At 47.1% G+C, this 14,867-nt stretch carries 16 protein-coding genes; all 16 read left to right on the top strand.

Translation table 11 applies throughout. From position 1 onward, the window contains the following. Positions 1–123: 123 nt before the first annotated feature. Complete coding sequence (locus F0251_RS22140) at positions 124–1,023, top strand: metal-dependent hydrolase (RefSeq protein WP_105059079.1); 900 nt, start codon at positions 124–126, stop codon at positions 1,021–1,023. Between the two features lie 289 nt (positions 1,024–1,312). Continuing rightward, positions 1,313–2,314 (top strand): sensor domain-containing diguanylate cyclase, encoded by a 1,002-nt coding sequence (locus F0251_RS22135; protein ID WP_171731842.1) that lies wholly within the window; start codon positions 1,313–1,315, stop codon positions 2,312–2,314. 36 nt (positions 2,315–2,350) lie between these two features. Next, positions 2,351–2,578 carry a zinc ribbon domain-containing protein gene (locus F0251_RS22130; RefSeq protein WP_171731841.1) on the top strand — a complete coding sequence of 76 codons (228 nt, stop codon included), beginning with the start codon at positions 2,351–2,353 and terminating at the stop codon, positions 2,576–2,578. A gap of 295 nt (positions 2,579–2,873) precedes the next feature. Next, a complete protein-coding gene (urtA, locus tag F0251_RS22125; protein ID WP_105059082.1) occupies positions 2,874–4,160 on the top strand; it encodes an urea ABC transporter substrate-binding protein in 1,287 nt (428 codons plus the stop codon). 160 nt (positions 4,161–4,320) lie between these two features. Then, the gene (gene urtB, locus F0251_RS22120; RefSeq protein WP_105059083.1) at positions 4,321–5,949 is read left to right on the top strand and encodes an urea ABC transporter permease subunit UrtB; all 1,629 of its coding nucleotides are present in this window, start codon (positions 4,321–4,323) and stop codon (positions 5,947–5,949) included. A 10-nt stretch (positions 5,950–5,959) separates the two neighbouring features. Further along, the gene (gene urtC, locus F0251_RS22115) at positions 5,960–7,132 is read left to right on the top strand and encodes an urea ABC transporter permease subunit UrtC (protein ID WP_105059084.1); all 1,173 of its coding nucleotides are present in this window, start codon (positions 5,960–5,962) and stop codon (positions 7,130–7,132) included. Continuing rightward, on the top strand, positions 7,129–7,971 hold the full coding sequence (gene urtD, locus F0251_RS22110; protein ID WP_171731840.1) for an urea ABC transporter ATP-binding protein UrtD: 843 nt from the start codon (positions 7,129–7,131) through the stop codon (positions 7,969–7,971). Before urtC ends, urtD begins: the two co-directional genes overlap by 4 nt. 1 nt (position 7,972) lies before the next feature. After that, a complete protein-coding gene (urtE, locus tag F0251_RS22105; protein ID WP_008222775.1) occupies positions 7,973–8,668 on the top strand; it encodes an urea ABC transporter ATP-binding subunit UrtE in 696 nt (231 codons plus the stop codon). Then, on the top strand, positions 8,665–9,612 hold the full coding sequence (locus tag F0251_RS22100) for an urease accessory protein UreD (protein WP_171731839.1): 948 nt from the start codon (positions 8,665–8,667) through the stop codon (positions 9,610–9,612). The genes urtE and F0251_RS22100 overlap by 4 nt, the downstream gene beginning before the upstream one ends. Before the next feature lie 133 nt (positions 9,613–9,745). Next, positions 9,746–10,048 (top strand): urease subunit gamma, encoded by a 303-nt coding sequence (ureA, locus tag F0251_RS22095; protein WP_004735119.1) that lies wholly within the window; start codon positions 9,746–9,748, stop codon positions 10,046–10,048. 11 nt (positions 10,049–10,059) lie between these two features. Beyond that, entirely contained in the window at positions 10,060–10,395 is a 336-nt protein-coding gene (locus F0251_RS22090; RefSeq protein ID WP_116870064.1) for an urease subunit beta, read from the top strand. A 41-nt stretch (positions 10,396–10,436) separates the two neighbouring features. Then, positions 10,437–12,140, top strand: a complete 1,704-nt coding sequence (gene ureC, locus F0251_RS22085) for an urease subunit alpha (RefSeq protein ID WP_171731838.1) — start codon at positions 10,437–10,439, stop codon at positions 12,138–12,140. Between the two features lie 88 nt (positions 12,141–12,228). Next, positions 12,229–12,681 carry an urease accessory protein UreE gene (gene ureE / locus F0251_RS22080; protein ID WP_061033284.1) on the top strand — a complete coding sequence of 151 codons (453 nt, stop codon included), beginning with the start codon at positions 12,229–12,231 and terminating at the stop codon, positions 12,679–12,681. 66 nt (positions 12,682–12,747) lie between these two features. After that, positions 12,748–13,332: a HupE/UreJ family protein gene (locus tag F0251_RS22075; protein ID WP_171731837.1), complete on the top strand. Its 585-nt coding sequence runs from the start codon at positions 12,748–12,750 to the stop codon at positions 13,330–13,332. Positions 13,333–13,353: 21 nt separating this feature from the next. Beyond that, positions 13,354–14,034, top strand: coding sequence for an urease accessory protein UreF (locus F0251_RS22070; RefSeq protein ID WP_171731836.1), 681 nt, complete (start codon positions 13,354–13,356; stop codon positions 14,032–14,034). A gap of 38 nt (positions 14,035–14,072) precedes the next feature. Further along, positions 14,073–14,711 carry an urease accessory protein UreG gene (ureG, locus tag F0251_RS22065; RefSeq protein ID WP_152468218.1) on the top strand — a complete coding sequence of 213 codons (639 nt, stop codon included), beginning with the start codon at positions 14,073–14,075 and terminating at the stop codon, positions 14,709–14,711. The last annotated feature ends 156 nt before the right edge of the window (positions 14,712–14,867 follow it).

Below are 14,867 nucleotides of genomic sequence, written 5' to 3'. Positions count from 1 at the left end.
ATAGATTTGATACCCGAGCCTGTCTCGGGTATTTTTTTAAGCAAAATTTACGTTATCTGATAACCGCCCCTTGCGAGGAATTATCAGTAAGCGACCTAGACTAGATTCCAAAAGAAGAACGACATGACAACGAGCGACTTGATTACACCAGCAGCAATCACACCGACCATCACCCAATTCTGCCACCAGACTTGGCAGCTTGAGGCAAAAGTTCTGTATGTTGAAAGTGATGAGAGCAAAACCTACTTGATCACAGATGTGACTCCTTTTCATCCTGTTAGCCATATTTGGCCAGATCACCCAGCAGATAAAGGCACCGTTAACCTTGGTGGCGTGCAATATACCGTTGATGATTGCTTAGTTGGCGCGATAGAACAATCTACTGGCAAACTTTATGTAGCAGCAGATATTCCTGTTAAGCGAGATACAGAGGGTTGGGTGTTTGTGGTAGTCCACCAGCTACCTGTATCTGCTTCTAAGATAAGTATTAACGAGCAGGTATCGCTGTCGGTTGATAAAGAGTACCAAGCAAGCCTTAGCCGTGGCCATAGCGCTGGACATGTCGCTTTCTTAGCGTTGAATAAGGTCTTAGCTGACAGTTATTGGCGTAAAGATGCAGACCGCAAAGATCCACTGGGTAGCTATGACTTTAACAGCTACGCTCAAGTAACCAGTTTTGTAACGCCAGAGCTGTGTAAAGACACTTATCGCCTGGGTAAAACCTTGAAGAAGCGCGGCCTTAATGTGGCAGACATGCTGGTGAACCTTGAGGTCATTGAAGCTGATGTTAACGAACTGGTATCTGTTTGGTTAGCACAACCAACAGCAGTGACGATGAGGTTAGAGGGCGAGACGTTAACAGACTCTCGTTACTGGGAGTGGCAGCTTGATGAAGATACTCAGGTCACTATTCCTTGTGGTGGCACACACATTGGAAATACCTCAGAGCTTGGTGCACTGTCCGTTAAGCTGACCCAGCTAGATGACCAAAACATTGAAATGCTGACGCATGTAATTCGATGATTTGAGTAATAGATCGAAATGACTTGTGCTGTTTATTCTGTTTTAAGTTGTCACTTTTAATATAATCAACTGTTTAAAATTGAAATGCAGCACATGTAACTTATGCTTTCGGTATGTGGTGATATAAATATTCTTTTTTGGGTAGATCGCTGATCAAAATAGATAAAGCGAAAGATCAACCTATGATCTTCGATTGTGTGTCGTGGTAATTAAGTGTGTTATTATTAATCAATAACAAGCTTGCATAAGAACAGGCTGTACCCGATTAAATAATTGAAAGCTTTAGTGAATGGAACAACAATTTTTATTAGAAGGCCACCGAGCAGTCAATAGGTTGCTTCGGAAGCTTGCCCTTGGGATGGATCGCAAGGACTTAAACCGCAAGATCATAGAGCTCACAGAGCTGCTTTTTGGTCAGCGTATGGCTTCAATTTTACTGCTCAACGCTGAGTCTCAGACTTTGCACCTCGAATATGCTCCGAATTTGCCTGATTTCTATAATCAACAGATAGAGGGCGTTGGTATAGGTGTTGGAATTGGTTCGTGTGGTGAGGCTGCTGCGCTTAAAAAAGCAGTGATGGTCTCAGACATCAATACCCACCCTAACTGGGCACCTTTCTTGGCGTTAACAAACCAGGCTAACCTTCATGCCTGCTGGTCTGTGCCAATTCTTTCTTCAAACGGGAATGTACTTGGTACTTTCGCTATATACAGCCAATATGTTTCCGAACCACATGCATTCGAACTTGAGATTTTGGAGCTGCTCGCTTCTCTATATTCGGTAGCATTAGAAAAGTACGAGCTGGAAAACCAGCTTAACTTTTTCGCGAATCGTGATTCTCTTACCCACTGCTTGAATCGTCGTGCCTTGTTCAATGAAGCTGAAAAGGTCTTGGCCAAGCGCTGTTTTGCACAGAAGGTGATGGCGTGTCTGTTTGTCGATGTCGATAAATTCAAATCAATCAATGACACCTACGGTCATAGCTTTGGCGATGATGTGCTATTGGCGGTTGCTAGAGTGCTTGATGATTCTACGACAGCGTGTGCCAAGATAGGCCGTTATGGTGGTGATGAATTTGTGGTGTTCTCTTGTTTTGATGATAAAGATAGCGTTGTTAGCTTCTACCACGGTTTAGAGAAAACACTACAACAAGCGCTTTATATTAATGATGTGCAGTTCTCAGTCAGTGTAGGTCTTGCTTGTGAAAAAGATCCACAGGGGTTAGAGCAGTTGATCGCACAAGCTGATAAGAACATGTACCAAATCAAACAAGCTAAATCCAAGCAGTAGTAGATTGTAAAAAGAGTCGTGAATTAGGAAATACTAATGAGTGAAAATATCTGCCCTAAGTGTCAGTCAGAGCTTGGCTGGGACGGACAATACCACTGTGAAAGTTGTCAGGTACATTTTACTAAAGTAGGGTTCTGCCCAGAGTGCAGCAGCCAGTTAGAGAAACTTCAAGCCTGTGGTGCCGCGAGCTATTTTTGTAACGGTGACTGTAACGAGCTTAAATCTAAGTCGAGAGTAAAGTTCGAGTTCCAAGTTGCGGACTAGCTTGAAAGCGATAACAGTAAGTATCGTAACCATAGCTTTCATTAAGAGGCCCAATACCTATGTATTGGGCCTTTTTTGTGCCCATTCTGGGGTTATGTATCATCTTGGGTCATTCTTATTGTCACTGCACCAGTATGAAACATAGTTACATGGTTGCTATGCACGCTATTGGTGTGGTTTGTTTTTAAATCTATTTAATACAATCACTTATGTTTTTAATGGTTACTTATTGAGTTTGGCACTCTTCTTGTAACTCTGTAATTGAATAACAAAAATACAATTATGGAGTACTATCATGAACAAGGTGTTCAATTTATCGCTAGCTGCACTGTGTACAACACTTTCATTTTCTTCTGCATCAGTGTTTGCGGCTGACGAGACCATAAAGGTCGGCGTTCTACATTCACTATCTGGCACCATGGCGATCAGTGAAACCACACTGAAAGATACCGTGTTAATGCTCATCGAAGAGCAGAACAAAAAGGGCGGCTTGCTAGGTAAAAAGCTTGAGCCTGTAGTCGTTGACCCTGCATCAAACTGGCCGCTATTTGCTGAGAAAGCGCGTGAGCTGATCGAAAAAGAGAAAGTGGATGTGGTGTTCGGTGGTTGGACATCGGTATCACGTAAATCCATGCTGCCTGTCTTTGAAGAGCTCAACAGCATCCTTTTCTACCCAGTACAGTATGAAGGTGAAGAGTCGTCGAAAAACGTTTTCTACACTGGCGCAGCGCCAAACCAACAAGCAATTCCTGCTGTGGATTACTTGATGGAAGAGCTGGAAGTTGAGCGTTGGGTTCTAGCAGGCACGGATTACGTTTACCCACGCACCACCAACAAGATCCTTGAAGCCTACCTAAAAGATAAAGGTGTCGCAGAAGAAGACATCATGATCAACTACACGCCATTTGGTCACTCTGATTGGCAGTCTATTGTTTCAGATATCAAGAAGTTCGGTGAAGCGGGCAAGAAAACCGCTGTGGTTTCTACTGTGAACGGCGATGCGAACGTCCCATTCTATAAAGAACTGGGCGCACAAGGCATTTCATCTGAAGACATCCCAGTTATTGCATTCTCTGTTGGTGAAGAAGAACTGTCAGGTATGGATACCGAACCACTGGTTGGCCACCTTGCGGCTTGGAACTACTTCATGAGTGTTGATACTGAAGCCAATGAAGAGTTCGTTGAAACGTGGCAGTCATTCATCAAGAGTGAAAAGCGTGTCACCAACGACCCAATGGAAGCGCACTATGTTGGCTTCAATATGTGGGCGCAAGCGGTAACCAACGCGGGCACAACCGATCCTGAATCTGTGCAAGATGCCTTGATTGGCGTGTCTGTTCCTAACCTTTCGGGCGGCTACTCAACCATGCTGCCAAACCACCACATCACTAAACCAGTCCTGATCGGTGAAATCCAAGATGATGGTCAATTCGATATCGTTTGGGAAACCACAGGTCTCGTTGCGGGTGACGCTTGGTCGAGTTACCTGCCTGAATCAGCGAAGCTGTTCTCTAGCTGGTCTAAGCCATTCTCATGTGGTGCGTTTAACGTCGAAACCAAGAAGTGTTCTGGCGGTAACTAGAGCGTTAATTTAGGAGCATTGAGCCTCCTTGTTTGCGAAGAAAGCATCTGTGTAAGAGGTGTAGCAAACGGAAGGCTCATCGTTTCAACTAACAATAATTCTCCAAATGTCCACTGAGCAAAAATAACAATATCTAGCTAGGTGGATTAAGGAAGCAGGGATGAAAAACGTATTGAACGTACTTAAGGCGCTATTGCTTATGGCAGTCAGTGCTCAGTTGGCTTTTGCTGGAATAACGGATGAAGCTAGCTTTACCAAGGCGCTAGTTGGTAAGAAAACATCGGATAAAGAATTAGCTATTGATTGGGTGATTGAGACGCAAACGGAAGATGTGTCGAAACCTATTCTGGATGGTTGGTTAAACGGAAACCTTTACTATTTTAGTGACAAACAGAGCGAGCAATACAAACAGCTCTACCTCATTCAAAGCATCAAAACAGCGACGTCAGCTCAGTCTGTATGGGATGATTCAACGCTGAATATCGAGAATGCGAGACAGTTTAAAAAGGTTCGCGTGAATAACAAACTTCGTGGGATCTTACGTGGTGAAATTGCCTCGATTGGCTTAAACAGTAGCAATCCAGATGTGCGTTATCAGGCGGTCTCTGATCTATTGGGAACCAAAGATGCCGATATCATTAACCGCCTGTCCGAGCTGAGAGCAAATGAGCCCGAGACTAAGGTCGCTGATCTCATGGACCTCTCACTCGCGATTTATACTTCTCTGGATAGTAGTGCTGCTACACAAGCTCGTGTGGCTTCAATTGAACGAGTTAGCGACTTCAAACAATCCGTCGTGCTAAGGACGCTAAACCAACTGCTCAACAGCGAGCAAGATCCAAAAGTATTGGCCGCGGCAGAGCGTGCTCTTGATAGTTATCAACAGAGCCAAGCACTGTACTCGGGCGTTGAGACCGTATTCTTCGGCTTGAGTTTAGGTTCGGTATTAGTGCTGGCAGGTATAGGCTTGGCGATCACCTTTGGCGTGATGGGCGTGATCAACATGGCTCATGGCGAGCTGATCATGATTGGCGCATACACCACCTATGTATTGCAGTTATTGATGCCTAATCACATAGGTTTAGCGCTGATTCTCTCTATTCCGGCAGCGTTTATTGTTTCTGGTTTGGTCGGTATTGCGATTGAGCGAAGTGTGATTCGTCACCTTTACGGACGCCCATTGGAAACCTTACTCGCAACCTTCGGTATCAGCTTGATCTTGCAACAAGCCGTTCGCTCTATTTTCTCTCCATTAAATCGTTCAGTGAGCACACCTGAATGGATGTCTGGCGCACTGCAATTGAACCCAATGTTGTCTCTGACCTACAACCGTTTATATATCATCTTGTTCTGTGGTTTGGTGTTTATGGGCTTGTTGATGGTTCTTAAGAAAACGCCGCTAGGTTTACAGGTTCGTGCGGTTTCTCAAAACCGTGGTATGGCGCGTGCGATGGGTATTCGATCTGAACGAGTTGATGCGATGACCTTCGGTTTAGGTTCTGGCGTTGCCGGTGTTGCGGGTGTGGCACTGTCTCAACTGACGAACGTTGGCCCGAATATGGGGCAGGCGTACATCATCGATTCTTTCATGGTGGTGGTGTTCGGCGGAGTCGGCAACTTGTGGGGAACACTCGTCGCAGGTCTGAGTCTTGGTTTGTTCAATAAGATCTTAGAGCCATGGGCTGGCGCTGTACTCGCCAAGATTTTAGTACTGGTTTTCATCATTCTATTTATTCAAAAACGCCCACGCGGATTGTTCCCGCAGCGTGGTCGTGCGGCTGAAGGTTAAGGACAACATCATGCAGTCTAAATCATTTGTACTTTCGGCGATGCGTGGTGACAAAGGTGGGCAACTAACCATCCTTGCCATTCTTGCAGCCGTGATTCTTATCCCACTGGCTAACACCATGTTGCCAAGTGGGCATCCACTTCATGTTGAGACTTTTACTATCTCACTGATGGGCAAATACCTGAGTTACGCAATGTTGGCGTTGGCACTCGATCTTGTATGGGGCTATCTCGGAATACTGAGCCTAGGCCATGGCGCTTTCTTTGCACTTGGTGGTTATGCGATGGGCATGTACCTGATGCGTCAGATTGGTGACCGTGGGGTTTATGGTGATCCTATCCTGCCTGATTTCATGGTGTTCCTTGATTGGTCTGCGTTGCCGTGGTTTTGGCAGGGCTTTGATCAGTTCTGGTTCGCTTGTCTGATGGTGGTGTTGGTGCCGGGCGCATTGGCTTATTTGTTCGGTTATTTGGCTTTCCGCTCTCGCGTGTCTGGTGTTTATCTTTCGATCATGACTCAAGCATTAACTTACGCCTTGATGCTGGCGTTCTTCCGCAATGAGATGGGCTTTGGTGGCAACAACGGGCTGACGGACTTTAAAGACATCATCGGCCTGAGTTTACAGAGTGATGCGGTCAAGATTGGTCTGTTTGTCGCGACGGGTATCTCGCTCATTCTCAGTTACATCGTCTGTCGCATGGTAGTGACCAGTCGATTGGGGCGTGTGGCACTGGCGATTCGTGATACCGAGTCTCGCACTCGCTTTATGGGTTACGACGTCGATGGCATCAAGCTATGGGTATTTGTACTGTCTGCGGTTATCGCAGGTATTGCGGGTGCTTTATACGTTCCTCAAGTCGGCATCATCAACCCTGGAGAGTTTGCACCGCTTAACTCGATTGAGATTGTGGTTTGGGTTGCCTTGGGCGGTCGCGCCACTCTGTTTGGTGCCATCGTTGGTGCGCTGATCATCAACTACGCCAAGAGCTGGTTTACGGTCGAGTTCCCTGAGGTGTGGCTTTTCGCTCTCGGTGGTCTATTCGTTCTCTCGACCATGTACTTCCCACAGGGTGTGATTGGTTTTGTCAGTGAAAAGTGGCAACAGCTACGCAAAGCATCGAATTCACAAGACGCAGGACAAGAGCAGGATGATCAGCATAAAGCTAAGGAGGTGATCGCATGACTAAATTCAACAACGTGAAGGAATCGGTTCAGGCGTTCACTCGTCGAGATGAAGTCTTCGATTACCTCAAGCCCGATATTCATCCCGCGATCGATACCCGTCATAACGTGCTGCTGTATGTAGAAGGGGTGAATAAGAACTTCGATGGCTTCCAAGCGATTAACGACCTCAATCTCTACATCAAAGAGGGCGAACTGCGCTGCATCATCGGCCCTAATGGCGCAGGTAAAACCACCATGATGGACATCATCACCGGGAAAACTAAGCCAGATACCGGAGAAGTGTGGTTAGGTTCGAACATCAATCTACTTAAGATGAACGAAGCTGAAATTGCTAATGCAGGTGTTGGGCGTAAGTTCCAAAAGCCGACCGTGATTGAGTGTTTAACCGTGTGGCAGAACCTTGAGTTGGCGATGGCGGGCGATCGCTCTGTGTGGGCAACTTTCACCGCCGTGATGTCTGGTGAGCAGAAAGACAAACTCACCTCGGTACTAGAGCTTATTCACCTCAAAGACGAAGCCGCAAACTTGGCGGGCAATCTGTCTCATGGACAAAAACAGTGGTTAGAGATCGGTATGTTGCTGATGCAAAACCCTAAGCTATTGCTGGTGGATGAACCCGTTGCAGGTATGACTCACCAAGAAATGGACCGCACCGCTGAACTTCTTAACTCGCTGGCAGGTAAGCACTCGGTGGTTGTAGTTGAACACGATATGGATTTCGTTCGTTCGATTGCTAGCCACATCACCGTGCTTCATCAAGGTCACGTGTTGGCAGAAGGCACCATGGATCAAGTGCAGGCTCACCCTGAAGTTAAACAAGTTTATCTCGGAGAATAGGATGTTAGAGGTTAAATCAGTTAATCAATATTACGGTGAGAGCCACACGTTATGGGATTTGGATATGCAGATCCCAGAAGGAAAATGCACGGTGTTAATGGGGCGCAACGGTGTCGGTAAAACCACCTTGCTGCAATGCATTATGGGGTTGGTGAAGGTTGAAAGCGGTGACATTTCTTTATCGGGTGAGTCACTTTTGAAAACCGATGCCGAGGACCGCCCACGCCAAGGGATCGGCTATGTACCACAAGGTCGCCAGATCTTCCCAATGCTCACTGTTCAAGAAAATCTAGAGGTCGGTTTACCGATTCGTAAAAAGGGTGACCGCAAGATCCCTGAATTCATCTTCGATATTTTCCCAGTGTTAAAAGAGATGCTACATCGTCGCGGTGGTGATTTATCGGGTGGCCAGCAGCAACAGCTAGCGATTGGGCGTGCGCTGGTGGTTAATCCAAAGCTATTGATCTTGGATGAGCCGACGGAGGGTATTCAACCCAATATTGTGCAAGAGATTGGCGACATCATTCGCATGCTCAACGAGAAAATGGGGCTCACGGTTCTGTTGGTTGAACAGAAGCTGCCGTTTGCAAGAAAGGTCGGTGACCGTTTTTGTATTCTCGACCGTGGACGCCAAGTGGCAGAAGGTGAAATGACAGGGCTCGATGAGTCTTTGATTAAGGAGTACCTAACCGTATGAATTCTCTCTTTTCTCCGAATGAAGTAAGCAAGGCTTCTTTAGTAGAAGCACTGTCTCTGAATGAGACCATCGAACAAGATATTCGTGATGGTTGGCAAGCGAATTTAAACCTCACCTTTGTCGATCGTGGTGATAAAACCGTATTAAAGAATCGTCAGCAGTCTGGTCCGCTTGCGGTGCAACGCCCCCTGTATCCTGATGGGGAAACGTGTCACACCTACTTACTCCATCCCCCCGGCGGAGTGGTAGGTGGTGACACTCTCAATATTAACGTGAATCTTGAGCACGGTGCTCACGCGTTGATTACTACACCTGGTGCGACCAAGTTCTATCGTTCCAACAACAAGTACGCCAAGCAGAAGCAAACCTTACGTGTGGAGAAAGGGGCTCGCTTGGAGTGGATGCCGCAAGAGAACATCTTTTTCCCCAATGCACATGTTCGACTCGATACTGAAATACGCCTAGAAAAGGGTGCACAGTTTTGGGGGTGGGAGATGCACTGTTTTGGACGGCCTGCACAGAATGAGGGATTTGAGCATGGTCACCTCGTCGGGAAAACGGAAATCTATCTTGATAATCAACTGCTTCTTACGGAAGGATTTAACTTTCACGGTGGTAATAAGTTGATGATAAATATGGGGTTACTTGACTATTCTATGATGGGAACCTTTTATCTCACCTCAAATGAGAAGCAAGATTTAGAGTTGGTACAGAGCTTGCTCTTATCTATTACACAGCAAGCTTCACAGCAATCAGACTCATCGAAAATGTCGAGTGACCCCACATTAATATTGGGCGCGACACAAATAGAAGGATTGATTGTGGTGCGAGCTTTGGGCAATTGGAGTGAAGATATTCTCCAGGCCTTTGGTCAGATATGGCAAGCAACTCGCTCTCATTTGTATGGTACGACTCCTGATTTACCAAGGATTTGGGCGACTTAGCGATTAGCCCTATTTGTACCGAGGGTGACTTCCGGCCCTCGGTACATTTTTTCAAGCTTGCTGTGACTGAATCCCACTTACTGCTCATGCGTTTCTGAGCAATAAGAAAACAACACTAACAGCGGGCGGCTAAATGGAATTAACACCAAGAGAAAAAGATAAGCTACTTATCTTCTGCGCAGGAATGCTGGCACAGCAGCGCAAACAAAAAGGCTTAAAACTCAACTATCCAGAATCTATTGCGCTGATCAGCAGTGCCATTCTAGAAGGTGCCCGTGAGGGAAAAACCGTTTCGGAACTGATGGATTTTGGACGCACACTGCTTACCGTCGATGACGTTATGGAGGGAATCCCTTCCATGATCCCAGATGTACAAGTCGAAGCGACTTTCCCCGATGGCACCAAATTGGTGACCGTTCATGAACCTATCGTTTAGGGAGAAGTAGTATGGCTGGTTCCACCAAACAATATTCAGGCTTAGTTCCCGGGCAAGTCGAAACCGCTCCGGGCAACATTACTTTAAATGAAGGCCGAGACACGACGTCGGTTAAGGTGCAAAACATTGGCGACCGTCCTGTGCAAATTGGCTCTCATTACCATTTCTATGAAGCAAACCCTTCTTTGATATTTGACCGAGAAGCCACTAAAGGGTTTCGACTCAATATCCCGGCAGGTACTGCCACCCGTTTTGAACCGGGTCAGTCACGTAGCGTCGAGTTAGTGCGCTACGCCGGTAAGTTAGAGATTTATGGCTTCCAAGGAAAGGTGATGGGCAAGCTCTAAGCGCTCCCATAGAAAGAATTAAAACAACAAAGGATTAGATCATGGCGACGATATCCAAACAGGCTTATGCCGAAATGTTTGGGCCTACAGTCGGTGACCGAGTGCGTCTTGCTGACACCGATTTGTGGCTAGAAGTTGAAAAGGATTACACCGTATATGGTGATGAAGTGAAGTTTGGCGGCGGTAAAGTGATTCGTGATGGACAGGGGCAAAGCCAACGTCCAAGTGCCGAAACACCTGACTTGGTGATCACTAACGCGATTGTGTTGGACTATTGGGGCATAGTAAAAGCCGATGTCGCCATCAAAGATGGACGAGTTCAAGCGTTGGGTAAAGCGGGTAACCCAGACGTTCAGCCGGGCGTCGATATAGTCATTGGCCCGGGCACGGAAATTTTGGCAGGTGAAGGTTCGATCCTGACGGCTGGCGGTATCGATTCACACATTCACTTTATCTGCCCACAACAGATTGAAGAGGCGCTGGCGTCGGGTGTGACGACCATGATAGGTGGTGGTACTGGGCCAAATACAGGCACCAATGCGACGACCTGTACACCTGGTCCGTGGAACATGCACCGTATGTTGGAGTCGCTCGACCAATTCCCAATGAACTTTGGTTTACTCGGGAAAGGCAATGCTAGCCAACCGGAAGCATTGCGTGAACAAGTCGCAGCCGGCGCAGTGGGCTTGAAGTTACATGAAGACTGGGGAACAACACCTGCATCAATTGACACTTGCTTGAGTGTTGCTGACGAGATGGACGTACAAGTTGCGATTCACACAGACACCTTGAATGAGTCAGGCTTTGTTGAATCGACTTTGGGTGCGATCGGTGATCGCGTAATTCACACCTACCACACCGAAGGCGCGGGTGGTGGCCATGCTCCCGATATTATCCGCGCTGCAGGCGAGCCCAACGTTCTGCCTTCTTCTACCAACCCAACACGACCTTACACGGTCAATACAGTTGATGAGCACTTGGATATGTTGATGGTGTGTCACCACCTTTCTCCATCGATTGCTGAAGACGTTGCGTTCGCTGAATCGCGTATCCGCCGTGAAACCATTGCTGCAGAAGACATTCTTCATGATTTAGGTGCCTTTTCGATGATCGCCTCTGACTCGCAAGCAATGGGGCGCGTAGGCGAGGTGGTGACTCGAACTTGGCAAACCGCACACAAGATGAAGGTGCAGCGTGGCAGCCTAAAAGAAGATTCCGACTACAGCGATAACTTCCGTCTTCGTCGCTACGTTGCAAAGTACACCATTAACCCAGCCATCACTCACGGTATGGCGCATGAAATCGGTTCGATTGAAGAAGGCAAACTGGCGGATCTTGTTTTATGGAAACCGGCTTTCTTTGGTGTAAAGCCAAGTGTGATTCTGAAAGGCGGCATGATCGCGATGGCACCGATGGGCGACCCTAATGCCTCTATTCCAACACCTCAGCCCGTTCACTACCGCTCTATGTTTGGTAGCTATGGCAAGGCGTGTCAGAACACATCGATGCTATTTGTTTCCAAAGAAGCCAAAGCACAGAACATCGATAAGCAGTTGGGACTAAAGAGCCTGATTGGTGTAGTCAGCAACTGCCGAAACATCAGTAAGGCTGACATGAAGCTGAACGATTGGATGCCAAAGATTGAAGTCGACTCTCAGACGTATCAAGTACGTGCTGACAGTGAATTGCTGACGTGTGAGCCGGCTGAAGAACTGCCAATGGCACAGCGATATTTTCTATTTTGATAGCTCGGCTGAAGCTCGTATTTTAGCTCTTGGCTGAAGACTCTTATTTTGAACGTTATAAATCTCACAAGGAGATTGAGGTAATAGCATGATTGAACTTACTCAAATTCAAGCGGAGTTGAACACGGCTCCAGATGGCTTTTTAAGCCTACCGATCGATAGCCGCATCAAAAGCCGCCTTAAGGTGACATTGGATGATGGCCGTGATGCAGGGTTGTTTCTACCACGCGGTCATATCTTGCGTGGCGGAGAACAATTAACTAGTGAGTGTGGCTTAACTGTTGAAGTAAAAGCGGCGCCGGAAACCGTGTCGACCGTTTACTGTGAAGACTCGCATCTGTTAACTCGTGTTGCTTATCACCTTGGCAACCGACATGTGCCACTGCAAGTCGAGGCGGGCTGGGTGCGTTATCAACACGACCATGTTTTGGACGAAATGGTTGAAGGTTTGGGCGCGACAGTGACTACTGAAAAGCAACCCTTTGAACCTGAAGGTGGCGCTTATGGTGGTCGCTCTGGCGGTCATCACCACCATCATTAATCGAGTCATTTGAGACACATTAATTTATAAACACAACAACGATAAGAATAACGCAAGGATTACGCGATGAACTTTAAATACGCTACAGGCTTAACTACATTAACAATCGCTTCGCTAACAACACCAACGTTGGCTTTCGCTCACCCAGGGCATGATCACGGTTCTCACTCATTTTTATCTGGCTTAACACACCCAGTAACTGGCGTTGACCATCTTATTATGCTGGTGGCATTTGGTATGTTGATTGGCGCGCTCTCTTATTCAAACAAGGTTAAATCCGCTTTAGTCGGTGGTGGTCTTGTCTCTCTTATGGCGGGCCTATTAGTGGGCAAAGTGTTGGGCTTCTCTGTGGTTGTCGAGCCAGCAATCATCGCCTCTCTATTCGCAGTAAGCTTGTGCTTGTGGCATGTGTTCTCTCCGTCAACCACCAAGGTCAATACTGTGCTAGCGGTTTCAATCGGCTTCCTATTCTTCCACGGTTACGCACACGGAGTTGAAGCAGCATCTGGCCTCGCGCAGTTCGCTGCGGGTATGGGTATCACGGCATTTGGTCTGATTGCCGCAGGCTACTTCGTGGGTAAAGCATTGTATTCCAAGTGGGCTTCAGTGGGTGTTGCTTCGTTGAGTGCGCTGTTTTTGATGGCGGCTTAAATTGCTCAAAAGGAGATAAGCATGCAAGCAACAGCGAATGTCGCGAGCTATCGCCTATTTCAATTGATCAGTCCGTCGCTGCCGATCGGTGGTTTCACCTACTCACAAGGTTTAGAACTAGCGGTCGAAGCTGGGTGGGTGACCGACCGGAGCAGCATGGAGCAGTGGCTAAATACCATCGTCAGCTCCAGTGTTGCGACTTTGGAACTGCCCATCTTAGAGCGCCTTTATCATGCTCTAGAAAAAGGTGAACTCGATGAGATTGAGCATTGGTGCAATTACTTGTACTCAAGCCGTGAAACCAGTGAATTACGAGCAGAAGAAAAGCAGCGTGGGCTGGCGCTAAACACCTTGCTAAAGCGATTAGATATCGATACTTCGGAAGTGGAGTCGATTGATAGCCACCCAAACCAGCTATTAGGAATGTGTATCGCAGCTCAACACTGGAACATTGATTTGGAAAGCCTCAAGCAGGGCTATCTATGGAGCTGGCTTGAAAATATCGTTACTGCAGGCGTCAAGTTGGTGCCTTTAGGGCAGACCGATGGGCAGTTAGCACTGATTAACATCACCAACACCTTTCCTGACGTGATTGAAAAAGCACGCGCGATGGAAGACTGGATGGTGGGCAGCTTCTCGCCATCAATGGCACTAGCGAGCTCGCTGCATGAAACGCAATACACACGACTATTTCGTTCATAACGCAACGAGATAGTAGAAAGAATATAAGGAACAAGACTATGGAAAGTTATAAGCAACCGCTTCGAATTGGTATCGGTGGCCCAGTAGGCTCAGGTAAAACCGCACTGCTTGAGGTGCTGTGTAAAGCAATTCGCGACAAGCTCAATATTGCGGTCGTGACCAATGACATCTACACCCAAGAAGATGCAAAGATCCTCACCCGTGCTGAAGCTTTAGAACCTGACCGTATTATCGGTGTGGAAACTGGCGGTTGCCCGCATACCGCGATTCGTGAAGATGCGTCGATGAACCTCGCAGCCGTTGAGGAGCTGGCTAAGTTGCACAAAAATCTTGATGTGGTGTTTGTTGAGAGTGGTGGTGACAACCTGAGTGCGACATTCAGCCCAGAGCTTGCTGACCTGACCATCTATGTAATTGACGTTGCAGAAGGGGAGAAGATCCCACGTAAAGGCGGCCCGGGTATTACTCGCTCGGATCTGTTGGTGATTAACAAGATTGATTTAGCGCCGTATGTTGGTGCGTCTCTAGAAGTGATGGAGCAAGACACGCAACGTATGCGTCCAACCAAGCCGTTTGTGTTTACCAACCTCAAAGAGAGCAAAGGGTTAGACACCATCATCAACTTTATCGTGACCGAAGGTATGTTAACTCTGAAAGAACCAGAGAAGACAAGCTAGTCATCCACAGCTCCTGATTATTCCCCCCCCCCATAAGAAAAAGCCCTATCAAATGAACTGACCCCCAATAGTTGGACACCAATTATTGGGGGTCTTTTTATGTCCAAATATAGCCGAGAGCTAAAATGTATCATTGCTAAGCAATATTTAGATGGC

The organism is Vibrio sp. 070316B (assembly GCF_013114115.1).
Lineage (GTDB): Bacteria > Pseudomonadota > Gammaproteobacteria > Enterobacterales > Vibrionaceae > Vibrio > Vibrio chagasii_B.
The sequence above is the reverse complement of the archived record's forward strand: the minus strand, read 5'-3'. Positions and strand labels throughout refer to the sequence as shown.